The 22,984-nt window shown below is 67.4% G+C and carries 21 protein-coding genes and 2 pseudogenes; 12 read left to right on the top strand and 11 right to left on the bottom strand.

The genetic code is table 11. The features are described from left to right. The 4 genes from AC1DOC_RS01190 to pncB form a co-directional block, all read right to left on the bottom strand. Positions 1-1,016 (bottom strand): DNA recombination protein RmuC (locus AC1DOC_RS01190; protein WP_478129304.1); only part of this gene is annotated, 1,016 nt, incomplete at its 3' end. Positions 1,017-1,041: 25 nt separating this feature from the next. Continuing rightward, positions 1,042-2,028: a 2-hydroxyacid dehydrogenase gene (locus AC1DOC_RS01195; protein WP_478129305.1), complete on the bottom strand. Its 987-nt coding sequence runs from the start codon at positions 2,026-2,028 to the stop codon at positions 1,042-1,044. 11 nt (positions 2,029-2,039) lie between these two features. Then, on the bottom strand, positions 2,040-3,452 hold the full coding sequence (locus AC1DOC_RS01200) for a sodium:proton antiporter (RefSeq protein ID WP_369664335.1): 1,413 nt from the start codon (positions 3,450-3,452) through the stop codon (positions 2,040-2,042). A 26-nt stretch (positions 3,453-3,478) separates the two neighbouring features. Continuing rightward, positions 3,479-4,699 carry a nicotinate phosphoribosyltransferase gene (pncB, locus tag AC1DOC_RS01205; protein WP_478083218.1) on the bottom strand — a complete coding sequence of 407 codons (1,221 nt, stop codon included), beginning with the start codon at positions 4,697-4,699 and terminating at the stop codon, positions 3,479-3,481. A 176-nt stretch (positions 4,700-4,875) separates the two neighbouring features. Between pncB and AC1DOC_RS01210 the strand changes: the two genes are divergently transcribed. Next, positions 4,876-5,109 (top strand): CsbD family protein, encoded by a 234-nt coding sequence (locus AC1DOC_RS01210; RefSeq protein WP_012746913.1) that lies wholly within the window; start codon positions 4,876-4,878, stop codon positions 5,107-5,109. Positions 5,110-5,147: 38 nt separating this feature from the next. After that, the gene (locus tag AC1DOC_RS01215; protein ID WP_012746912.1) at positions 5,148-5,564 is read left to right on the top strand and encodes a hypothetical protein; all 417 of its coding nucleotides are present in this window, start codon (positions 5,148-5,150) and stop codon (positions 5,562-5,564) included. A 55-nt stretch (positions 5,565-5,619) separates the two neighbouring features. Here the strand turns inward: AC1DOC_RS01215 and AC1DOC_RS01220 are convergent, their stop codons facing one another. Together AC1DOC_RS01220 and AC1DOC_RS01225 are read right to left on the bottom strand one after the other, a co-directional pair. Further along, complete coding sequence (locus tag AC1DOC_RS01220) at positions 5,620-6,063, bottom strand: acyl-CoA thioesterase (protein ID WP_027730546.1); 444 nt, start codon at positions 6,061-6,063, stop codon at positions 5,620-5,622. Beyond that, complete coding sequence (locus tag AC1DOC_RS01225; RefSeq protein ID WP_478129306.1) at positions 6,060-6,938, bottom strand: histone deacetylase family protein; 879 nt, start codon at positions 6,936-6,938, stop codon at positions 6,060-6,062. The genes AC1DOC_RS01220 and AC1DOC_RS01225 overlap by 4 nt, the downstream gene beginning before the upstream one ends. Positions 6,939-7,127: 189 nt before the next feature. Here AC1DOC_RS01225 and AC1DOC_RS01230 point away from each other — a divergent pair, with 189 nt between their 5' ends. Next, complete coding sequence (locus AC1DOC_RS01230; RefSeq protein ID WP_012746908.1) at positions 7,128-7,679, top strand: phasin family protein; 552 nt, start codon at positions 7,128-7,130, stop codon at positions 7,677-7,679. A gap of 128 nt (positions 7,680-7,807) precedes the next feature. Next, entirely contained in the window at positions 7,808-8,566 is a 759-nt protein-coding gene (locus tag AC1DOC_RS01235) for a 3-hydroxyacyl-CoA dehydrogenase (protein ID WP_012746907.1), read from the top strand. Here the strand turns inward: AC1DOC_RS01235 and AC1DOC_RS01240 are convergent. Further along, positions 8,514-9,455: a YihY/virulence factor BrkB family protein gene (locus AC1DOC_RS01240; RefSeq protein WP_012746906.1), complete on the bottom strand. Its 942-nt coding sequence runs from the start codon at positions 9,453-9,455 to the stop codon at positions 8,514-8,516. The two genes, AC1DOC_RS01235 and AC1DOC_RS01240, sit on opposite strands and share 53 nt — an antisense overlap. A gap of 82 nt (positions 9,456-9,537) precedes the next feature. Here AC1DOC_RS01240 and dnaG point away from each other — a divergent pair, with 82 nt between their 5' ends. The 5 genes from dnaG to sugE all read left to right on the top strand — a co-directional run bounded on the left by dnaG (position 9,538) and on the right by sugE (position 16,987). Next, entirely contained in the window at positions 9,538-11,517 is a 1,980-nt protein-coding gene (dnaG, locus tag AC1DOC_RS01245) for a DNA primase (protein WP_012746905.1), read from the top strand. 296 nt (positions 11,518-11,813) lie between these two features. Further along, on the top strand, positions 11,814-14,165 hold the full coding sequence (gene rpoD, locus AC1DOC_RS01250; protein ID WP_026283816.1) for an RNA polymerase sigma factor RpoD: 2,352 nt from the start codon (positions 11,814-11,816) through the stop codon (positions 14,163-14,165). A gap of 100 nt (positions 14,166-14,265) precedes the next feature. After that, entirely contained in the window at positions 14,266-15,501 is a 1,236-nt protein-coding gene (locus AC1DOC_RS01255) for a multidrug effflux MFS transporter (protein ID WP_478129307.1), read from the top strand. Between the two features lie 15 nt (positions 15,502-15,516). Further along, entirely contained in the window at positions 15,517-16,647 is a 1,131-nt protein-coding gene (locus tag AC1DOC_RS01260) for an HPP family protein (protein WP_012746902.1), read from the top strand. 19 nt (positions 16,648-16,666) lie between these two features. After that, positions 16,667-16,987 carry a quaternary ammonium compound efflux SMR transporter SugE gene (sugE, locus tag AC1DOC_RS01265; protein WP_478129308.1) on the top strand — a complete coding sequence of 107 codons (321 nt, stop codon included), beginning with the start codon at positions 16,667-16,669 and terminating at the stop codon, positions 16,985-16,987. Positions 16,988-17,046: 59 nt separating this feature from the next. On the opposite strand, the pseudogene AC1DOC_RS01270 reads toward sugE, so the two are convergent. The 3 genes and pseudogenes from AC1DOC_RS01270 to AC1DOC_RS01280 form a co-directional block, all read right to left on the bottom strand. Beyond that, positions 17,047-17,685, bottom strand: a pseudogene (locus tag AC1DOC_RS01270) (Bug family tripartite tricarboxylate transporter substrate binding protein); the annotation flags it as partial. Positions 17,686-17,743: 58 nt separating this feature from the next. Then, entirely contained in the window at positions 17,744-18,949 is a 1,206-nt protein-coding gene (locus tag AC1DOC_RS01275) for a CaiB/BaiF CoA transferase family protein (protein ID WP_478129309.1), read from the bottom strand. Next, positions 18,946-19,893 carry a hydroxymethylglutaryl-CoA lyase gene (locus AC1DOC_RS01280; protein ID WP_018903033.1) on the bottom strand — a complete coding sequence of 316 codons (948 nt, stop codon included), beginning with the start codon at positions 19,891-19,893 and terminating at the stop codon, positions 18,946-18,948. Before AC1DOC_RS01280 ends, AC1DOC_RS01275 begins: the two co-directional genes overlap by 4 nt. A 98-nt stretch (positions 19,894-19,991) precedes the next feature. On the opposite strand from AC1DOC_RS01280, the gene AC1DOC_RS01285 reads away from it, so the two are divergent. The 3 genes and pseudogenes from AC1DOC_RS01285 (at position 19,992) to AC1DOC_RS01295 (ending at position 22,655) form a co-directional block, all read left to right on the top strand. Then, a complete protein-coding gene (locus tag AC1DOC_RS01285; protein ID WP_478129310.1) occupies positions 19,992-20,909 on the top strand; it encodes a LysR family transcriptional regulator in 918 nt (305 codons plus the stop codon). Between the two features lie 121 nt (positions 20,910-21,030). Then, positions 21,031-21,924, top strand: a pseudogene (locus AC1DOC_RS01290) (MBL fold metallo-hydrolase); the annotation flags it as partial. After that, entirely contained in the window at positions 21,918-22,655 is a 738-nt protein-coding gene (locus AC1DOC_RS01295) for a DsbA family protein (RefSeq protein WP_012746895.1), read from the top strand. The pseudogene AC1DOC_RS01290 and the gene AC1DOC_RS01295, both read left to right, overlap by 7 nt. A gap of 22 nt (positions 22,656-22,677) precedes the next feature. On the opposite strand, the gene AC1DOC_RS01300 is transcribed toward AC1DOC_RS01295, so the two are convergent. Next, the coding region (locus AC1DOC_RS01300; protein WP_478129311.1) for a tannase/feruloyl esterase family alpha/beta hydrolase at positions 22,678-22,984 on the bottom strand (307 nt) is incomplete at its 5' end.

Genomic DNA, 22,984 nt, shown 5'->3' on the forward strand with positions numbered 1-22,984 from the left:
GGGCGGCGCAGCACCTCGGCATAGAGGCTTTCGACCGGCAGGAAAAGAATGGCGAAGTCGGTGGTGTGCGGCGCCGCCAGGTAGTTCTCGGCGATCGAGCGGGCCTCCACGCGGATGCGCGCCTCGAGCGCCTTGGCCGCGAGCTCGGCGCCGGGCGCGTCGGCGCGCTCGTGCGCATCGATCAGGCGCTCGTAGTCGTCGCGCGGAAACTTGGCGTCGATCGGCAGCCACACCGGGGCGCCGTCGTCGCCGCGGCCAGGGAAGCGGATCGCGAAGTCCACGCGCTGGCCGCTGCGCGGCTTGGTCTCGATCTGCTTGGCGTACTGCTCGGGCGTGAGCACCTGCTCGAGCAGCGCCTCGAGCTGCACCTCGCCGAACACGCCGCGCGTCTTCACGTTGGTCAGCACGCGCTGCAGGCTGCCGACGCCGACGGCCAGCGTCTGCATCTCGCCCAGGCCCTTGTGCACCTGCTCGAGCCGGTCGGCCACCTGCTTGAAGCTCTCGCCGAGGCGGGCTTCGAGCGTGCTCTGCAGCTTCTCGTCGACGGTCTTGCGCATCTCGTCGAGCTTGGCGGTGTTGCTCTGCTGCAGCTGCGCGAGCTGCGCTTCCATGGTCGCGCGCACTTCCGACAGGCGGCGCGCATTGGATTCGCTCAGGCCCTGGAGCTGGGTGTTGAGCGTGTCGGCCAGGGTTTTCTGCAGCGAGGCGAGCTGCAGCGAGAAGGCATCGAGCTGGGCGTTCTGCGTGCGGGTGGCTTCGGCGCCCTGCTGCACCAGCGCCTGCTGGAAGGTGGCGAAGGCCTGCGCGGTCTCCTGCCGCGCGCCGCGCGAGCTTTCGCCGATCTCGTGGCGCAGTTCGCGCTCGGTGCGTTCGTTGGCGGTGCCCATGGCGGACAGCACGGAGAGCAGTTCGCTGTGGTCGGGCGCCGGCTGGCGGCGTGCCAGCAGCCAGACCGCGAGCACCAGCTGGACCACCGCAAGGGCGGCCAGCAGAAGAAGAATCAGGGAAGTGTCCAAGGTGGCGATGAGGGTCCGTGTTTATTTACTTGGCAGCGGGCGGAACGGGCGTGACGGGCGTCAGTGCCCCCTTGCCGCCGAACCAGGCGATGAGGTTGTCGGCCGCGAGATCGGCCATGGCGCGGCGCGTGGGCACGGTGGCGCTCGCGATGTGCGGCGTCAGCACCACGTTGGGCACGGTCAGCAGGTCGGGGTGGACCTTGGGTTCGCCCTCGAACACGTCGAGCCCCGCCGCGGCAATGCGCTTCTCACGCAGCGCCACGGCCAGCGCCGCGTCGTCGACGATGCCGCCGCGCGCGATGTTCACCAGCGTGGCGGTCRGCTTCATCAGCGCGATCTCGGCCGCGCCGATGGTGTGGTGCGACGCCGGCGAGTACGGCACCACCAGCACCACGTGGTCCGCCGTCTTGAGCAGCTCTTCCTTGCTCAGGTAGCTGGCCTTGCATTCGGCCTCCAGCGCCGCGTCGAGCCGCGAGCGGTTGTGGTAGACCACCTTCATGCCGAAGCCGTGCGCGCCGCGCTTGGCAATGCCCTGCCCGATGCGGCCCATGCCGATGATGCCGAGCGTGGCGCCGTGGATGTCGGAGCCCGCGAACATGTCGAAGCTCCACTTCTGCCACTTGCCCGCGCGCAGGAAGTGTTCGCTCTCGGTGATGCGGCGGGCCGTGGCCATGAGCAGCGCAAAGCCGAAGTCGGCCGTGGTCTCGGTGAGCACGTCGGGTGCGTTGGTGCCGAGCACGCCGTGCGCGGCCATGGCGTCGACGTCGAAGTTGTTGTAGCCCACGGCCATGTTGGCGCAGATCTTCAGGTCGGGGCAGGCGTCGAGCACCGCGGTGTCGATGCGCTCGCTGCCGGTGGTGAACGCACCCTGCTTGCCTTGCAGCCTGGCGATCAGCTGCTCCTTGCTCCAGCTCTCGTCGGCCTGGTTGGACTCGACCTCGAAATGCTGCGAGAGGCGCTCGATGGTCTCGGGAAAGATCGCGCGTGCGACCAGGATCTTGGGCTTGCTCATGATGTCTGCTCTCAACGGAAGAAGATGAAGGTGGAAAGGACGAACAGCGGAATCAGCACGACCACGGACCAGCCCATGTATCCGAAGAAGCTCGGCATGCGCACGCCGCGGCTTTCGGCAATGGCCTTGACCATGAGGTTGGGCGCGTTGCCGATGTAGCTGTTGGCGCCCATGAACACGGAGCCGGCCGAAACTGCGGCCAGCGTGGTGGCGTAGGTGGTCATGAGCGTGGCCGGATCGCCGCCTGCGGTGTTGAAGAACACGAGGTAGGTCGGCGCGTTGTCCAGGAACGAGCTCAGGATGCCGGAGGCCCAGAAATACATGGCCGGATCGGGCTGGCCGTCGGGCCTCGTCACCGCTGCGATCACGGGCGCGAACGCCCCGTGCGCGCCGGCCTTGAGCATCGCGATCACCGGGATGATGGTCAGGAAGATGCCCGCGAACAGCTTGGCCACCTCGGCCATCGGACCCCATTCGAACTGGTTGTCGGCATGCACCTTGGCCGCGGTGGTCTTGAACGAGACGAGCGTGATGGCGATGAGCCCGGCGTCGCGCACCAGCCCCGGCAGCCCGACGTGCGTGCCGAACACCTCGAAGCCGACGGGCGATTTCCAGACGCCGGAAAGCAGCACGAAGAAGACGATTCCGCCCAGCAGCCAGAAGTTGGCGGCGCCGTCGAAGCCGACGCGCCGGGTGTCCGGCGTCGGGTCGAATGGCAGCACGCCTTCCTTGCGGTAGAGGTGGCGGTCGATGACGTAGAACAGCGCCAGCAGCATGCCGACGAGGAACAGCGTGTTGGGCAGGATGTTGCGCGCCGTCCAGAAGAAATCGACGCCTTTCAGGAAGCCGAGGAACAGCGGCGGGTCGCCGAGCGGCGTGAGCGAGCCGCCCGCATTCGAGACGATGAAGATGAAGAACACCACCACGTGCGCCTTGCTCACGCGGTTGTCGTTGGCGCGGATCAACGGGCGAATCAAGAGCATCGACGCGCCCGTGGTTCCCATGAGGCTCGCGAGCACTGCGCCAATCGCAAGGATGGCCGTGTTGAGGCCGGGCGCGCCGTGCAGGTTGCCGCGGATGTGGATGCCGCCCGCCACCGTGAACAGCGCCGTGAGCAGGATGATGAAGGGGATGTATTCCTCCACCAGCGCGTGCACGAACTGGGAGCCGGCCAGCGGCGCGCCATGGATCGCGGCAAAGGGAAGCAGGAACGCCAGCGCCCAGGCGGCGGAGATCTTGCCGTAGTGGTGGTGCCAGACCGACGGGGCCAGCAGCGGCATCAGCGCAATCGACAGCAGGATGCCCGCGAACGGAACACCCCAGAGCGCCGACAGCTTGCTGCCGTCGAGCTCGGCCGCCATGGCCAGCGCGGGGAACATCATCGGCAGCGCTGCGGCTGCCGCAAGGCGGATTGTTTTTTTCATCGGGGCCGTACCGTACCAGACGCGCGTCAGGCCGGCGGCTGCTCGATCTCGAACACCTGGCGCAGGTAGGCCAGGTATTTTTCGTCCTCGCACATGTTCTTGGAAGGCGTGTCCGACAGCTTGGCCACCGGCTGGCCGTTGCAGTTGATCATCTTGATGACGATCTGCAGCGGCTCGTAGCCGAGGTCGTTGGTGAGGTTGGTGCCGATGCCGAACGCCAGCTGGCAGCGGCCGCGGAACTGCTGGTAGAGCTCGACGGTGCGCGGCACCGTGAGGCTGTCGCTGAAGATCAGCGTCTTGGTGCGCGGATCGACCCGGTTGGCGATGTAGTGCGCCAGCATGCGCTCGCCCCACTGGAACGGATCGCCGCTGTCATGGCGCGCACCGTCGAACAGCTTGCAGAAGTACAGGTCGAAGTCGCGCAGGAAGGCGCTCATGCCGTAGACGTCGGACAGCGCAATGCCCAGGTCGCCGCGGTATTCGCGGGCCCAGCTCTCGAAGCCGAAGATCTGGCTGTCGCGCAGCCGCGGGCCGAGCCCCTGGCAGGCCTGAAGGTATTCGTGCGCCATGGTGCCGAGCGGAATCAGGCCGAGCTTCATCGCATAGAGCACGTTGCTGGTGCCCGCGAGCTGGGGCAGCCGCGCACTGGGCTCGGCCTGCGCCGGCGGCGAGGTGACGGCACCGAGCCTGGCGGTCAGCGTGCGCAGCACCTCTTCATGCCAGTCCTTGGAAAAGCGGCGGCGCGTGCCGTAGTCGGCAATCTTGAGGTCCGACAGGCCGGCATCCTGCAGCTGCCCGATCTTGGTCTCCAGGCGCCGCCGGCCTTCCTCGAGGTCGGGCTTCTTCTGCGTGTTGCGGAAGTAGACCTCGTTCACGATGGCCAGCACCGGAATCTCGAACAGGATGGTGTGCAGCCACGGCCCCTTGATGCGGATCTCGAGCTCGCCCGAGGGCTGGGGCGTGATGGAGATGTACTTTTCGTTGAGCCGGAACAGGCCCAGGAAGTCGACGAAGTCGCTCTTGATGAAGCGCATCGAGCGCAGGTAGGCCAGCTCGGCGTCCCGGAACTGCAGCGAGCAGAGGCTTCGCACCTCTTCGCGGATCTGCCCCGCGAACTGCGCCAGGTCGATGCCGGGGTTGCGGCACTTGAACCGGTACTCGACCTGGGCGCCCGGGAAGTGATGCAGCACGACCTGCATCATGGTGAACTTGTAGAGGTCGGTGTCGAGCAGGCTGTGAATGATCATGGTGCGGCGCGCGTTGTCCCAAGCTTTTCGGCGTGCGTTCGATTATCACGGGCGCCGTCGGCTTGTGCCTACGGCGCCAGCACTGGGCGTCCTACCGCCAGGGTGAATGGCCCCCGCGACAGTGCGTTCACGGCAGCCGGGGAGCTCGCCGAATCCATCTTTTCAAGGAGATTCGCATGAACAAGGACACCATTGCAGGCAACTGGAAACAGCTCAAGGGCAAGGTCAAGGAGCAATGGGGCAAGTTGACCGACGATGACTTCGACGTGATCGCCGGCAAGCGCGACCAGCTGCTGGGCCGCATCCAGGAACGCCACGGCATCAGCCGCGACGAGGCCGAAAAACAGGTCCGGGACTGGGAAACGCGCGACGGCCGCACGCCGGAAGCGCTCTGGTACGAGAAGTACTGAGCTCCCGATTCCTCTCTGAACAGCAAAGGAAGAACACCATGAAAAAGCACCTGCTCATGCTCGCTCTTGCATCCACCTGCTTCATGGCCACCCAGGCGGGCGCCATGACCAAGGACGAATACAAGGCGGCCAAGGAAAAGATCGAAGCCGACTACAAGTCCGCCAAGGCCCAGTGCGACGCGATGAAGGACAACGCGAAGGACGTCTGCCAGAAGGAAGCCAAGGGCACGGAAGACGTGGCGAAGGCCGAACTCGAACAGCAATACAAGCCGAGCGACGCCCATGCCCGCAAGGTGGCCGAGGAGAAGGTCAAGGCCACGTACGAAGTCGCCAAGGAAAAATGCGACGACCAGTCCGGCGACGCCAAGGCTGCCTGCGTGAAGCAGGCCAAGGCCGACGAGGCCCAGGGCAAGGCCGAGATCAAGGCCATGAAGAAGACGAAGACGGCCATGTAGCCGCGGCCCGGTCCGCACGGCAAAAAAGGCGCCCTCCTCGGGCGCTTTTTTGTGATCAGGCCTTCAGCGAATCGACCACGCGCTGCAGCGCCTCGGGAAGCGGCACCGGCCGCTGCGTGGCCCGGTCCACATACACGTGCACGAAGTGGCCCTGCGCGGCTGCGCTGTCCGAGCCTTGCGCAAAGAGCGCGATCTCGTAGCGCACGCTCGACCGTCCGGCCTGGGCCACGCGGATGCCGGCCTCCACGGTCTGGGGAAAGGCGATCGGGGCGAAATAGTTGCACTGCGTCTCGACCACGAAGCCGATGGTCTGCCCCTCATGGATGTCGAGCGCGCCGCGTTCGATCAGCAGCGCATTCACCGCCGTGTCGAACCAGCTGTAGTAGACGACGTTGTTGACATGGCCGTACATGTCGTTGTCGGCCCAGCGCGTGGGAATGCTGCGGAACGCGCGGTAGCTGCTTCGGGAATGCGGCGTGGGTTTGGGGGCGGAGCTCATCGCGCGGCATTTTGCCAGCGGCGCCAATAGTCGAAGGCCACCCTGAAGGTGCCCAGCTGCACCTGCACCGTTTCGGCGATGTCGCTCGCGTAGCCGCCGGCCATCGCGAAGGCCAGCGGAATGCGGCGCTGCCAGGCCCAGTCGAACACCCGCCGGTCGCGCTCGAAGGGGTCGGCGCCCGCCAGGTAGATCACCAGGCCCGGCGAGAAGCGCCGCTCCAGTTCGTCGAGCGCGTGCTCGAGCGCGGTGAGGTAGTCGGCATCGCCGCAGCCGTCGGGCAGCTCGACGTCCAGGTCGCTCGCCTCCTTGCGGAACGGAAAGTTCTTCTGCCCGTGCAGCGACAGCGTGAAGACGCTCGGGTCGCTGCGGAAGATGCTGGCCGTGCCGTTGCCCTGGTGCACGTCCAGGTCGATCACCGCGACCTTGAGCTGCCGGCCGCCGCGGCCGTGCTCCGCCTGCATCAGCCGCGCGGCCACGGCGGCGTCGTTGAAGACGCAGAATCCGCCGCCCTTGTCGGCGTAGGCGTGGTGCGTGCCGCCCGCCATGTTGGCCGCCACGCCGCCCGCGAACGCCGCGCGGCAGGCCGCGATGGTCGCCCCGGTGGACCGGCGCGAGCGCTCGACCATCGCCTCGCTCCAGGGGAAGCCGATCTCCCGCATGGCCTGCGGGCTCACGCTGCCGTCGCTGATGGCGGCAATCCACTGCGGGGTGTGGGCCAGCGCCAGCTCGCCGTCGGTGGCACGCGGGGCCTGGTCCATGTCCACCGCCGGCAGGTGCTCCAGCAGGCGGTCTCGCAGCAGGGCATAGCGGGACATCGGGAAGCGGTGGCCCGGAGGCAGGGGCAGGACGAACTGGCCGGAATAGAACGCGCGCATGGCCCGCATTCTGGAGGCCGGAGCGAATTTAGAAAGTGTGTTCTAAATTGCTGCAAAGCAGCAAAACCCCCTTGATCGCAAAGCTGTGCTGCCTATACTTGAGGTCATGCTGCACCGCAACATAGAACATGGACGACGAGGCAGCGCAACGTGAACCGACCACCCTTCATCCTTACCGGAGATTCCCAAATGGCCCTGACCGCTGACCAAATCCTCGCCGCCCAAAAAGCAAACCTCGAAACCCTGTTCGGCCTGACCACCAAGGCCTTCGAAGGCGTCGAGAAGCTCGTCGAACTGAACGTGACCGCCTCCAAGGCTGCGCTGAGCGAAGCTCAGAGCACCGCCCAAGCCGCCCTGAACGTCAAGGACGCACAAGAGCTGCTGACGCTGCAAGCGAGCCTGTTCCAGCCCCTGGCCGAAAAGACCGCTGCCTACAGCCGTCACCTCTATGACATCGCCCAGGGCACCGGCGCCGAGTTCACCAAGGCTTTCGAAGCCAAGGCTGCTGAAGCCCAGCAAACCTTTGTCGGCCTGGTCGACAGCGCTTCCAAGAATGCACCCGCCGGCTCGGAAACCGCCGTTGCCGTGCTGAAGAGCGCCGTGGCTGCCGCCAACAACGCTTTCGAATCGGTCCAGAAGGCCGTCAAGCAAGCGTCGGACGTTGCCGAAGCCAACTTCAACGCCGTGTCGACGCAAGCCGTTGCCGCCGCCAAGACCGCGACCACCTCGCGCAAGCGCTAAGCTGCCGACCACCACCAGTTGTCTCCTTGGGTCCTCACGGATCCAATTCAAGCCTCGTCTTCGGACGGGGCTTTTTTTTGTCCCGCAGCCGTCTTCGATAATGCCGGTCTCATTTCAGGAGACTCTCAATGCAGATCGACGGCAAGGTTTTTATCGTGACCGGTGGCGCCTCGGGCCTCGGCGAAGGCACGGCGCGCATGCTGGCTGCCAATGGCGGCAAGGTGGTGATCGCCGACATGCAGGCCGACAAGGGTGAAGCCGTCGCCAAGGACATCGGCGGCGTGTTCGTCAAGTGCGACGTGAGCCAGGAGGCCGACGGCCAGGCGGCGGTGGCCGCGGCGCAGAAGCTCGGCAAGCTGGTGGGCCTGGTCAACTGCGCGGGCATCGCGCCGGCCGAAAAGACCGTGGGCAAGAACGGCCCGCATGCGCTGGCGGTGTTCAGCAAGACCATCACGGTCAACCTGATCGGCAGCTTCAACATGATCCGCCTCGCGGCCGACGCCATGAGCCGGAACGAGCCCGAAGCCACGGGCGAGCGCGGCGTGCTGATTTCCACCGCATCCGTGGCGGCCTACGACGGCCAGATCGGCCAGGCCGCCTACAGCGCCTCCAAGGGCGGCGTGGTCGGCATGACCCTGCCGATCGCGCGCGACCTGGCACGCAACGGCATCCGCAACATGACCATCGCGCCCGGCATCTTCGGCACGCCCATGCTCTTCGGCATGCCGCAGGAGGTGCAGGACGCGCTGGCCGCCAGCGTGCCCTTCCCATCCCGCCTGGGCACGCCGGAGGACTACGCCAAGCTCGCCAAGCACATCATCGAGAACGACATGCTCAACGGCGAGGTGATTCGTCTCGACGGAGCGATTCGGCTTCCGCCCCGGTGAGCGGCGGCACCGCCGTGCTGCCGGTGCGGTCCAGCCGCTCGTACTGGGCGATCACCTGGGCGCCCAGCAGCACGAGCGTGGCGGCGATCTCCAGGCTCAGCAGCACCACGATGGCCGTGGTGAGCGAGCCGTAGACCACATTGACCTGCGACAGCGTCGAAAAGTACCAGATCAGCACGCGCCGCGTGGCCTCCCACAGCAGCGCGGCGGTCACGCCTCCCAGCAGCGCATGGCGCAGCGACATGCGGCCGGCCGGCATCACGAGGTAGAGCGAGGTCAGCATGAAGATCTCGCCGCCCAGCCCCAAGAGGTAGAGCAGCAGGCCCGAGACGCCCGACAGCGACCAGTTGCGCCCGAACAGGTCGACGCTCTCCTGGCCCACCAGCTGCAGCGCGCCCGACACCAGCGTGACCAGCAGCAGCCCCACGCACAGGAACAGGATGTAGAGATAGGGCATGACCGCCGACACCAGGAAATGGCGCCGGTGGTCCGCCTTGCGGTGATGGAAGATCACCGCCATGGCGCTCTCCAGCACGCTGAAGGCCAGCGAGCTGAAGAAGATCATGGTCACGAACAGCACCGGCCCCATCACGTCGCGGTGCTGGAGGAAGTTCGACAGCTCCGCCACGATCGCCTTCGACTGCCCCGGCAGCAGCCATTCGAGGTACCGGCCGATGGTGCGCAGCAGCTCGGCCTGCTCGATCAGGTGGGACATCGCGATCACGCTCACGATCAGGAGCGGCACGATGGAAAGCAGCGCGTAGTAGGCCACGGCGCCCGCGAGCAGCAAGCCCTGGTTGGCGCGGAAAGCCTTGAGCGCATCCCAGACGAAGCGCAGGGGATGGCGCAGCAGCGGCGCGACGTGGTGCAATGGGTGGGGCGTCTTCATCCGTGGGTTCCAGCTGCGGGCAGTATGGCCTTCGCGCGCGGGCGTTCGAAGGCTTGCGTATGATTTGCCGCTCTTCGCCTACATGACCATCCCCGCTTCATTCATCCAGGAACTCATCGCGCGCGCCGACGTGGTGGAAATCGTCGGGCGCTACGTGCAGCTCAAGAAGGCCGGCGCCAACTTCATGGGCCTGTGCCCGTTCCACGGCGAGAAGTCGCCCTCCTTCTCGGTCAGCCCCACCAAGCAGTTCTATCACTGCTTCGGCTGCGGGGTCCACGGCAACGCCATCGGCTTTCTCATGGAACACGCGGGCATGGGCTTCGTCGAGGCGGTGCACGACCTTGCCGGCCAATACGGCCTGCAGGTGCCCGAGGACGACGCCTCTCCGGCGGAACGCGCCCGCGCCGCCAGCCAGCGCCAGAAGCAGGCCACGCTGACCGACGTGCTCGAAAAAGCCGGCGAGGCCTACCGCAAGGCCCTGCGGCAGGCACCGGGCGCCATCGAATATTTGAAGGGCCGCGGCGTCTCGGGCGAAGTGGCCCGGCAGTTCGGCATCGGCTATGCGCCCGCCGGCTGGCGCACGCTTGCCAGCGTGTTTCCCGACTACGACGACCCGCTGCTGGCCGAAAGCGGCCTGGTGATCGTCAACGCCGAAGACGGCGCCGAAGACGCCAAGCGCTACGACCGCTTCCGCGACCGCGTGATGTTCCCGATCCGCAACGTGAAGGGCGAATGCATCGGTTTCGGCGGCCGGGTGCTCGGCGACGAAAAGCCCAAGTACCTCAATTCGCCCGAGACGCCCGTGTTCAGCAAGGGGCGCGAGCTCTACGGACTGTACGAGGCCCGCGCCGCCTTCCGCGAGCGCGGCTTCGCCCTGGTGACCGAGGGCTACATGGACGTGGTCGCGCTGGCCCAGCTCGGCTTTCCCAATGCCGTGGCCACGCTCGGCACGGCCTGCACCACGGAGCACGTGCAAAAACTCTTCCGGTTCACCGAATCGGTGGTGTTCAGCTTCGACGGCGACGCCGCCGGCCGCCGCGCCGCGCGCAAGGCGCTCGACGGCGCCCTGCCCTATGCCACCGACGTGCGCAGCATCAAGTTCCTGTTCCTGCCGGCCGAGCACGACCCCGACAGCTTCATCCGCGAATTCGGCGCCGATGCGTTTGCGCGCTTCATCCAGGAAGCCACGCCGCTGTCGCGCTTCATGCTCGAGGCCGCGCGCGAAGGCTGCGACCTGACCACCGCGGAGGGCCGCGCCCACATGACGAGCAATGTGCGCCCGCTCTGGAGCGCCATGCCCGACGGGGCGCTCAAGCGCCAGCTGCTGAGCGAGATCGCCGCGCTGGTGCAGCTCGACGCGGCGGCGCTCTCCGAGCTCTGGGCCTCCACGCCGGGCCCGCGCAGGCCGGCTGCGGCGCCAGCCCAGCGCCAGGGCGACGCGGGCCACGAGAGCGACTACCCCGACATGCCCCCGCCGGCCGAATACGAGCCGCCGCGCTATGAAAGCGATAGCAAGCCGCGCAAATTCACCAAGGGCAAGCGCTGGGGCGGCAAATTCGAGGCGCCGATCGAGCCGCTGCGCGGCCGGGGCAAGCCGCCGAGCCGGCCGGACGTGGCGGCGCGGCTGCTGCTGTCGAACATGGCGCAGTGGGACGCGCTGTCGCACGAGCTCCACGTGATGCTGTGCGACCTGCCGGGCCCGCACGGGGCGCTTTTCACCTGGCTCGACAGCCAGCTGCACGAGCACGGCGTGCAGCCGTGGGCGGCGCTCCGCGAAGGCATGCGCGGGCTCGATTTCGAGGCGCTGGCCGAGCGCCTCATGAGCGTTTCCGAGAGCGCCCCGGTCCCCGAGGGCGAGGAAGAGCAGCACCTGGCCGATGCCGCCAAGGAGCTCGCGAGCGTGCTCGACTTCATGCTCGACGACCGGCTCAAGGCCCAGCAGAGCGAGGCCATTGCCGCGGTCGGAAAGGACCCGAAGGCGCTCGAACGCTACAAGGCGCTGGAGGCCAGGCGGCTCGAATTGCGCAACCGATTGAACCCGCGCGGTGCAGAAACTGCTTGAAATTTGCGCAATAGGCTATAATGTAAGGCTTCGCAACTGGCGAAATTAGGCAAGAGCGACAGCAGCACCTCCGGGCCGACCCCTAGCGCAACGCACTCCCACGGAAAGAATCCGTCGGAAAGGGTCAATAACCGCAAGGACTGCACACCAAATGTTCGCCCGACATCTTGCCTGACGAGGAATTTCTTCCTCTTTCCCAATTGTTCCGTCCGTGCCTGTGCCCGGACCGTGGTGGCGCTGCCGTGTGGCGGTGCGCCTGTGATTCCGCTTGGTCCATCTTGCTGTAACGAGGTCGTATGCCCAGTTCAAAGAAGCCTGCTCCTTCACTCGCCAAAAGCGCCGCCGCGAAGTCTGTCGCAGAAAAACCGTTGAAAGCTGGCGTTATGCCGGCAACTAAGTCGGGTGCCGCCGCTTCCAAATCGGCAGCCGCAACGAAAGTGAAAACCGTGCCCACGAAATCGACCTCCATCGACGATCCGAAAAAAGCTGCCGCCAAGGCAGTTGCCGCCCCCGCCGCCAAGAAAGTAGGCCGCCCGCCCAAGGCCGCCGGCGCTGCCGCGCCCGCCACCGGCGCCAAGCGCGGCCGCAAGCCCAAGGCCGGCAACGAAGCGCCCGAAAGCGACGTCGACCTGTCGGACATCGAGGAAGACCTGGCCGGCGACGAGCCCGCAACCGCCACGACCACCGAGGAAAAGGTCAAGCCGCTGCGCATGAAGATCAGCAAGGCGAAGGAACGCGCCTTGATGAAGGAGTTCGGCCTGGACGAGACCGTGCTCTCCGAGGAAGACCTGGCCAAGCGCCGCTCGCGCCTGAAGACGCTGATCACGCTCGGCAAGACCCGCGGCTACCTCACGCACGGCGAAATCTCCGACCACCTGCCCGACAAGCTGGTCGACGCCGAGACCATGGAAGTCGTGGTCACCATGCTCAACGACATGGGCGTGGCGGTGTACGAGCAAACGCCCGACGCCGAGACCCTGCTGCTGAACAACACCGCGCCCACCGCCACCACGGTGGAAGAAGCCGAGGAAGAAGCCGAAGCGGCCCTGTCCACGGTGGACAGCGAATTCGGCCGCACGACCGACCCGGTGCGCATGTACATGCGCGAAATGGGCACGGTCGAGCTGCTCACGCGCGAAGGCGAAATCGAAATCGCCAAGCGCATCGAAGGCGGCCTGATGGCCATGATGGAAGCCATCTCGGCCTCCCCCGCCACCATCGCCGAGATCCTGCGCCTGGCCGCCGACATCCGTGAAGGCAAGGTCGTCATCTCCACCGTGGTGGACGGCTTCTCGAACCCCAACGAAGCCGACGACTACGTGGCCGAGGAAGACTTCGACGAGTTCGACGAGGAAGACGACGACGACGGCAAGGGCGGCTCCAAGGCCCTCACCAAGAAGCTCGAGGAACTCAAGCGCGATGCGCTCGAGCGCTTCGACCGCATTGCCTCGATGTTCGAGAAGGTCCACAAGATCTACGACAAGGAAGGCTACGGCACGCCCGCGTACGAGAAGGCCCAGCAGGCCCTGTCGGACGAGCTCATGACCATCCGCTTCACGGCCAAGACCATCGAGAAGCTGTGCGACCTGGTTCGCACGCAGGTGGACGACGTGCGCAAGAAGGAGCGCGAGCTGCGCCGCATCATCGTGGACAAGTGCGGCTTCCCGCAGGACGAGTTCATCCGCGATTTCTCGGGCTACGACAAGAACGGCAACCGCGTGCCCTCGAACCTGCTGAACCAGAAGTGGGTCGAGAAGCAGGCCGCGGCCGGCAAGCCCTGGAGCGCCGTGCTCGCGCGCAACATTCCGCCGGTGCAGGAACTGCAGCAGAAGCTCGCCGACATCCAGTCGCGCGTGGTGGTGCCGCTCACCCAGCTCAAGGAAATCAACAAGCGCATGAACGAGGGCGAATCGTCCTCGCGCGATGCCAAGAAGGAAATGATCGAGGCCAACCTGCGCCTCGTGATCTCCATCGCCAAGAAGTACACCAACCGCGGCCTGCAGTTCCTGGACCTGATCCAGGAAGGCAACATCGGCCTGATGAAGGCGGTCGACAARTTCGAATAYCGCCGCGGYTACAAGTTCTCGACCTACGCCACGTGGTGGATCCGCCAGGCCATCACGCGCTCGATCGCGGACCAGGCGCGCACCATCCGCATCCCGGTGCACATGATCGAGACGATCAACAAGATGAACCGCATCTCGCGCCAGCATCTGCAGGAGTTCGGCTTCGAGCCCGACGCCGGCATCCTGGCTGCCAAGATGGAGATCCCGGAAGACAAGATCCGCAAGATCATGAAGATCGCGAAGGAGCCGATCTCGATGGAAACCCCCATCGGCGACGACGACGATTCGCACCTGGGCGACTTCATCGAGGACAGCAGCAACACGGCCCCGATCGAGGCCGCGATGCAGGCGGGCCTGCGCGACGTGGTCAAGGACATCCTCGACAGCCTCACGCCGCGCGAAGCCAAGGTGCTGCGCATGCGCTTCGGCATCGAGATGTCGACGGACCACACGCTGGAAGAAGTCGGCAAGCAGTTCGACGTGACGCGCGAGCGCATCCGCCAGATCGAGGCGAAGGCCCTGCGCAAGCTCAAGCATCCCTCGCGTTCGGACAAACTGCGCAGCTTCATCGATACTCTGTAATCCGGGTTCCCTGAAGCCACAAGCGCCCGCAGCGCCCCGTCATACGGGCGGCGGGCGCTCTCTTTTGTGCAACGCAAACAAGAAGAATGGAGCAATTGCCATGAATCCCGATGCAGACAAACTCTGGCAGGCCCCGCGCTGGGCACTGGCCGTGCTGCTCGCGGTGCTGGGCATGCTGGGCCCCTTCTCCATCGACACCTACATCCCGGCCTTCTCTGGCATTGCGCGCTCCATCGGCGCCACGCCGGCCGAGATGCAGCAGACACYTTCGGCCTACCTGTTCGGCTTTGCCTTCATGAACCTGTTCCATGGCGCGCTGTCGGACAGCTTTGGCCGGCGGCCGGTGGTGCTGTGGGGGCTCGCGGTGTTCACGCTCGCCTCGCTGGGCTGCGCGCTGTCGCAGAACATCGCGCAGCTGGTGCTGTTCCGCGGGCTGCAGGGCCTGTCGACCGGCGCGGGCATCGTGGTGTCGCGCGCCGTGATCCGCGACATGTTCCCGCCGGCCGAGGCGCAGCGCGTGATGAGCCAGGTGACGATCTACTTCGGGGTGGCGCCGGCCATTGCGCCGATCATCGGCGGCTTCCTGTTCGTGCATGCGGGCTGGCACGCGGTGTTCTGGTTCCTGGTGGCGGTCGGCGTGGTTCTGTTCGCGGCCAACTACAAGCTGCTGCCCGAGACGCTGCACCAGAGCCAGCGCCAGTCCTTCCACGTGCGGCACCTGCTGCGCGGCTACTGGGACCTGTGTTCCGATCCGCGCTTCCTGCTGCTCGCGCTCGCGAGCGGCGTGCCGTTCAACGGCATGTTCCTCTACGTGCTGGCCGCGCCCGCCTTCCTGGGCGACCACCTCTCGCTGCAGCCGCAGCAGTTCTTCTGGTTCTTCCTGCTGACCATCGGCGGCATCATGCTGGGCGCGCGCGCCAGCGGCCGCATGGCGGGCAAGGTGACGCCCAAGCGGCAGATCCGCGACGGCTTCCTGATCATGCTGGTCACCTCGGTGGTCAACGTGGCGGCCAATTTTTTCTTCGATGCGCACGTGGCATGGGCGCTGTGGCCGCTGGCGGTGTTCGCCTTCGGCTGGGCGCTGATGGTGCCGGTGGTCACGCTGCTGGTGCTCGACCTGCACCCCGAGCGCCGCGGCATGGCCTCGTCGCTGCAGGCCGTGATCGGCTCGACCGCCAACGGCCTGGTGGCCGGCGCGATCGCGCCGCTGGTGATGCATTCCACACTGGCGCTTGCCGTCACCTCCATGCTGATGCTGGGCATCGGCCTGGTCGCCTGGGTCTGGCTGCACGGCCGCTGGCCCGAGATCGGACGAAGCCTCGCCAACGAAACCTGAAAGAGCGATACCCGCATGCGGACCTCCCCGTTCCTGACCTACGCGCGCGCCTGGTTGCCGGGCCGCACCACCGTCGACATGCGCGAGAGGCTGCGCGCGGTCTGCGGGGCCGCCATCGGCCTGCTCGTCACGGCCGTGCTGTGCCGCTGGCTGGCCGAGCCGCTGGGCAGCAGCGTCTGGCTGATCGCGCCGCTGGGGGCCAGCGCCGTGCTGGTGTTCGCGGTGCCCGCGAGTCCGCTGGCGCAGCCCTGGTCGGTGATCGGCGGCAACACGCTGTCGGCGATGGTCGGCATCGCCAGCGTGAGCTGGATCCCCGACCCGGCGCTGAGCGCCGCGGTGGCGGTGGCCGCCGCCATCGGCGTGATGTTCTTCGCACGCTGCCTGCATCCGCCGGGCGGCGCGGCGGCGCTGCTCGCGGTGCTCACGCACACCACGCACTTCTCGTCCGCCCTCTTTCCGTTCTTCACCAATTCGCTGCTGCTGGTGCTGGCGGGCGTGGCCTACAACTCGCTCACGGGCAGGCGCTATCCGCATGTGCAGGTCGCGCAGCCGCCGCGCACCGATGCGCGCTTCAGCCAGGCCGACATCGATGCGGTGCTGGCGCGCTACAACCAGGTGCTGGACATCAGCCGCGACGACCTCGAATCGCTGATCCAGCAGACCGAGCTCGAGTCGTACAAGCGCCGGCTCGGCACCCTGCACTGCGGCGACATCATGTCGCGCGACCCGGTGTCGGTGGAGTTCGGCACGCCGCTGCAGGAGGCCTGGATGCTGATGAACCAGCGCCGCATCAAGGCGCTGCCGGTCACCGACCGCACGCGCCGCGTGGTCGGCATCGTGACGCAGGCCGACTTCTTCCGCCAGCTCGACCTGGAGCACCACGAAGGCATTGCCGGCCGCCTGCGCGACCTGATCCGCGCCACGCGCACCGTGGTGTCGAACAAGCCGGAGGTGGTGGGCCAGATCATGACGCGCCAGGTGCGCGTGGCCAGCGCGGACCGCCCGGTGGTCGACCTGGTGCCGCTGTTCTCCGAGGGCGGCCACCACCATATCCCCATCATCGACCATGAAAAGCGGCTCACCGGCATGATCACGCAGTCGGATTTCGTGCGCGCCCTCTACCGTGCCGTGCGGCCGGAGAACTGAAACTTTTCAAGGAGCGTGCATGGCGTGGATCGTTTTGCTGGTGGCGGGGCTGCTCGAAATGGGCTGGGCCATCGGGCTCAAGTACACCGAAGGATTCACGAGGTTCTGGCCTTCCGTCGGCACTGCGATCTCGATGGTGCTCAGCGTGGTGCTGCTGGGCTGGGYGATGCGCTCGCTGCCCGTGGGCACGGCCTACGCGGTGTGGACCGGCATCGGTGCCGTGGGCACGGTGATCCTGGGCATCGTGCTGTTCCATGAGCCCGCCAACGCCGCGCGCCTCGTCTGCGTGGGCCTGATCGTCGCGGGCATCCTCGGGCTCAAATTCACGAGCGCTGCCTGAATCGGTGCTTCACTCCAGCACCACGTTCGCCTTCTTCACCAGCGCCGCATAGCGCGCCGGCTCTTGAGGTGCGGCTGCACCGCGGGCAGCGCCACCACGCCCATCTCGACCTGGCCCGCGATCATGTCGGTGACCATCGGGCCGGTGCCCTTGTAGGGAATGTGGCGCGCCTTCACGCCGGCCTCTTCCATGAACATCTCGCCGGCCAGGTGGATGATGGTGCCGTTGCCCGACGAGGCGTAGTTGTAGCTCTCGGGCCGGGCGCGCAGCAGCGCCACCAGTTCTTTCACGTTCTTCGCGGGCAGCTTGGAATTGACCACCAGCACCAGCGGCGTCGCGCCCACCACGCTGATCGGCGTGACGTCGCCGAGCGCGTCGAAGGGCATCTTCTTGTACACGGCGGGATTGATGACGTGGTTGTTCGACACCATGCCGAGCGTGAGCCCGTCGGGCGCGGCCTTGACGACGGCCGAGGTGCCGGTGATGCCGCCCGCGCCGGGCAGGTTCTCGATCACCACCGGCTGGCCGAAGGCCTTGCCGAGTGCAACCGAAGCCGCGCGCGCGATGGCGTCCACGCCCGAGCCGGCGCTGATCGGCAGGATGAAGCGGACGGGCTTGTCGGAGCCCTGTGCGATCGCGGGGCACGCCACCAGCGCAGCAGCGCAGGTGCCGAAGCCCAGGACGGCGCGGCGGGTCATCGGAGGAAGGATCGTGTGCATGGTCTTTGTCTCTCTTTATGTTTTTTGGAAAAGGCGTTCAGGCGACGGCCGATTCGGCCTGCATCGCGGCCACCTGCGCATCGCCGTAGCCGAGCTCGGCGAGCAGCTCGCGCGTGTGCTCGCCGAGCGTCGGCGGGTCCAGGCGCACGCCCAGGCGCTCGCCGCCGAGCGTGATCGGGAACAGCGTGGTCTGCGCGGTCTGGCCGGCGCGCTCGCCGTCGGGCAGGCGGATGTCGGCGAGGCCGCCGGTCGCCTTCAGGTGCGGATCCTCGTAGAGGTCCTCGGGCCGCACGATGGGCGCGAACGGCAGGCCGCGCGCCTCGAAGATCGCCGACAGTTCGGCGGCCGGGCGGTCGGCCAGGCGCTGGCGCAGGTCCGCGAGCAGCGTGGGCCGCAGGCGGACCCTGTCGTTGTTGGTGCGCAGCGCCGGGTCGGCCTTCAGGTCGTCGAAGCCCAGCGCGTCGCAGAACACGGTCCATTGCGCGTCGCTCACCGCGGCCAGGAAGATCTGCTCGCCGTCCTTCACGGTGAACACGTCGTACAGCGCCCAGGCCGAGATGCGCTGGGGCATCGGCGCCGCGGCCTGCCCGGTGATCGCGTACTGCAGCATGTGCTGGCCGACCAGGAACACGTTGTTCTCGAACAGCGCCGACTGCACCTCCTGCCCCTTGCCGGTCTGCGCGCGCTGCATCAGCGCCGCCATGGCGCCGATCGCGCCGAACATGCCGCCCATGATGTCGTTCACGCTGCTGCCCGCGCGCAGCGGGTCGCCGGGGCGGCCCGTCATGTAGGCCAGGCCGCCCATCATCTGCACCACTTCGTCGAGGGCCGTGCGGTGCTCGTAGGGGCCGGGCAGGAAGCCCGTGTGGTTGACGTACACCAGGCGCGGGTTGAGCTTGCCGAGCGCGGTGTAGCCGAGGCCGTACTTGTCCATGGTGYCGGGCCTGAAGTTCTGCGCCACCACGTCGGCGGTGGCGCACAGGCGCAGCGCCGCTTCCAGGCCCTGCGGGTGGCGCAGGTCGAGCGCGATGCTCTTCTTGTTGCGGTTGAACATCGGGAAGAAACCGGCGCCCGCGCCCAGCAGGTGCCGCGTGCGGTCGCCCTCGATCGGCTCGACCTTGATGACCTCGGCGCCGAGGTCGGCCAGCACCATGCCGCAGGTCGGGCCCATGACCATGTGCGTGAACTCGACCACGCGGATGCCCGTGAGCGGCAGGCGCTTTTCTTCGTCGGCCGCGCTCATGCGGTGGCTCCCGCGGTTGCTGCGAAGGTCTTCGGGAAACCCGCGCGCCACACCGTGCCCTGCAGCGTCTCGCCTTCGAGCCAGCCGGCCACGCGCTGGCGCAGGCCGAGCAGCTTCGGCAGGTCGACGCCGGTTGCAACGCCCATGCTTTCGAGCATGAAGACGAGGTCTTCGGTGTCGACGTTGCCGCTGGCACCGGGCGCATGCGGGCAGCCGCCGATGCCGGCCAGGCAGGCGTCGAAACGCGCGATGCCGACTTCCAGTGCGGCRTAGACGTTGGCGAGCCCCAGGCCGCGCGTGTCGTGGAAATGGCCGCACCACAGGCGCTCGCCCGCGATGCGCTGCGCGCGCTCGAACAGGCTGCGGACCATCGCGGGATCGGCATAGCCGACGGTGTCCGCCAAGCTCACGCGGTCGGCGCCCGCATCGAGCAGCGCCTGCATCAGCCGCAGCACCTCGCCGGAGTCCACATGGCCCTGGATCGTGCAGCCGAACGCAGTGCCCACGCCGCCCTCGATCAAGGTCCTGGAGCCCGCGGCGTCGCGCGCGGCGCGGATGCGCGCGACCTCGGCCACCACTTCGTCGGGCGTCTTGCGCAGGTTGGCAAGGCTGTGGGCGTGGCTGGCGGACAGCGGCACCATCATGAGATCGGCCTCGCCGGCAATGGCCAGTTCGGCGCCGCGCAGGTTGGGCACCAGCACCGAGGCGACGAGCCCGGGCAGCGTCTTTGCAAAGGCCAGCAGCTCGGCCGTGTCGGCCAGTTGCGGCAGCAGGCGCGCGGGCACGAAGGAGCCGACTTCGATCTCGCGCTGGCCGGCGGCGTGTGCAGCGCGGATCCATTCGAGCTTCTGGGCGGTGGGCAGGGTTCTGGCGATGCTCTGCAGGCCGTCGCGCAGCCCCACTTCGCGAACGTCCGCGCTGGGCGGCAGGAAGGCATGAATCAAAACTGGTCTCCGTCGTGAGGGTCGGCGTCGATCTTAGAAGTTCCGATTTAATCCAGAAGGTATATTTTGGAAGCCATTCGATTCCAGAACGGAACATCATGAGAGACCTCGACCTCACCACGCTCCGCCTCTTCGTCGCCGTCTGCGAGACCCGCAGCATCGCGCGTGCGGGCGAGCAGGCCAGCATCGTCGGCTCGGCCATCAGCAAGCGCCTGGCCCAGCTCGAGGACGCCGTCGGCACGCCGCTGCTGCTGCGCAAGCGCCGCGGCGTGGTGCCCACGCCCGCCGGCGAAACGCTGCTCGAGCATGCGCGCGCGATGCTCGGCAGCGCCCACCGCATCGAGCGCGACATGGCCGCCTATGCAGGCGGCGCGCGCGGGCATGTGCGCATCCTGGCCTCGGCCTCGGCGCTGGCCGAATCGCTGGCCGAGGACGTGGCGAACTTCCTGCAGAACCCCGCGCACCGCAACATCCGCGTCGACATGGAAGAGCGCGTCAGCCCCGAGATCGTGCGCGGCATCCGCGAGGGCAGCGCCTCGATCGGCCTGTGCTGRGACGCGGCCGACCTCGAGGGCCTGCAGCGGCGCGACTACCGCACCGACCACCTCGCGATCGTCGCGCACCCCTCGCATCCGGCGGCGCGCCACGGCCAGGTGCGCTTCGAGGACGTGCTCGGCCATGAATTCGTCGGCATGCCCGCGCTGAGCGCCGTGCAGCTGATGCTCGCGCGCGAAGCGGCGGTGGCGGGCAAGCCGCTGGTGTACCGCGTGCTGGTGTCCAACTTCGATGCCGCCCTGCGCGTGGTGCGGGCCGGGCTCGCGATCAGCGTGGTGCCGGCCGAGGTGGCGCGGCCCTTCACCGACACCTACGGGCTGCGGCTGATGCCGCTCGCCGATGCCTGGGCGCGCCGCCGATTCGCGATCTGCTTTCGCGACGAAGCGGCGCTCTCGCCGTCGGCGCAACTGCTGGTGGCGCATCTCGAACGGTGCGCGACCGAGCGCGAGGTCGCTGGGTGATTCGTTCGAAATGCGAAACTATTCATTGGCAAATACAGGGTTTTTGTTTCCATTCACGAAACCTAACATTCGGGCTGTCCGCGCTGCCATCCCGCCAACGCCACTCCACCGAAAGACCCGAATGTTCCGCAGAACCCTTCTCTCCGCCGCCGCGCTCGGCGCCGCCCTGTCGTTCGCTGCCCTGGCGGCCCATGCCGCCGAGCCGCTCAAGCTGGAGGTGTACAACCCCGGCGCCAAGTCGATGTTCCCGGTGTCTTCCGAACTGGTCATGGGCCAGGCCGATGCCGTGCTGATCGACGCGCAGTTCCAGCGTAACGACGCCGAGGCGCTGGTGCAGAAGATCAAGGCCAGCGGCAAGAAGCTGACCACGGTCTACATCAGCCACAGCGACCCCGACTACTACTTCGGCCTCGACGTGATCCAGGCCGCGTTCCCCGACGCAAGGATCGTCGCCACGCCGCAGACCGTGGCAGCCATCCAGGCCTCCAAGGACGGCAAGCTCGCGCACTGGGGCCCGATCCTGAAGGACAACGCGCCCAAGGCGCTGGTCGTGCCCGAGCCGCTGGCCGGCGACAGCATCACGCTCGAAGGCCGCAAGATCCATGTCGTCGGCCTCGACGGCCCCACGCCCGAACGCACCTTTGCATGGATCCCCTCGCTCAAGGCGGTGGTCGGCGGCATTCCGGTCTCGGCCAACATCCATGTGTGGGTGGCCGACACGCAGACGCCCGCCTCGCGCCGCGACTGGATCAAGACCCTCGGCCGCATCGAGGCGCTGCGCCCGAAGACCGTGGTGCCCGGCCACTACCTTCCGAATGCGGACGGCAGTGCGCCCTACGCGCTCGCCTCGGTGAAGTTCACGCGCAGCTACCTGCAGGCCTTCGAGACCGAGGCGAAGAAGGCCGCGGACTCGGCCGCGCTCATTGCCGCGATGAAGAAGCGCTACCCGAAGCTCGAAGGCGCCTCGTCGCTCGAACTGGGCGCCAAGGTCATCAAGGGAGAAATGAAGTGGCCGCAGTGAACGACAACCCATCGGCAGCAGGCGCCACGCTGCACTACATCTTCGATCCGATGTGCGGCTGGTGCTATGCGGCTGCGCCGCTGGTCGAGGCGGCGCGCGGCGTGCCGGGCCTCAAGGTCGCGTTCCACGGCGGCGGCATGATGACCGGCGCCAATCGGCGTGCGATCACGCCGCAATGGCGCGACTACGTGATGCCGCACGACCGCCGCATTGCCGAGCTCACGGGCCAGCCCTTCGGCGAAGCCTACTTCGACGGCCTGCTGCGCGACACCGGCGCGGTGATGGACTCCGAGCCGCCGACCACCGCGGTGCTCGCGGCCGAGGCGCTGCGCGAAGGCGGCGGCCTCGACATGATCCATCGGCTGCAGCGCGCGCACTATGTCGAAGGCCGGCGCGTGGCCGATGCGGACGTGCTCACGGCGCTGGCAACGGAGCTCGGCTTCGATGCAGGCGCCTTCGCATCGGCCTTCTCGCGCCTTGGCGGCGAAGCGACCTCCCGGCACATCGCCGCAAGCCGCCAGCTGCTGCAGCGCGCGGGCGGCCAGGGCTTTCCGACCTTCGTGCTGGCGCAGGCCGACGGCAGCGAGGGCCGGATCGAGATCGGTCCCTGGCTCGGCCGTACCGAAGAATGGAAGGCGCAGCTCGCCGGGCTCGTGCTGCCCTCGCCGGCCACGGCGGCGGGCGCCGGCCCGACCTCATGCGGGCCCGACAGCTGCGCAGTCTGAGAAGCCGTTCAGCCCCGCCGCGCTACCTGCTGCACTGAAAACTGGCGGCCTGCGACACATCGCCGCCGGTGTAGCGCGGCCACAGCGGCCATTCGCACAGCGGGCGCGCACGCACGGCCTTGAACGGCGGCGGCACTTCCTGCTCGACCAGCTGCAGCCCGCTGGGCGCACGGCCGCGCTCGACCCAGTCGGCCAGCGCGCCGAGCATGTCGACGTTGGCCGGCGCACCGCTGCCCACGTGATCGACGCCGGGCGCGGTGTACAGGCGCAGGAAGCGGTCCGCGTTGTCGCGGCCCATGCGCGCGACGATCGACTCGTAGTAGCGGATG

This window comes from Variovorax sp. 01T439_2 (genome assembly GCF_056398445.1).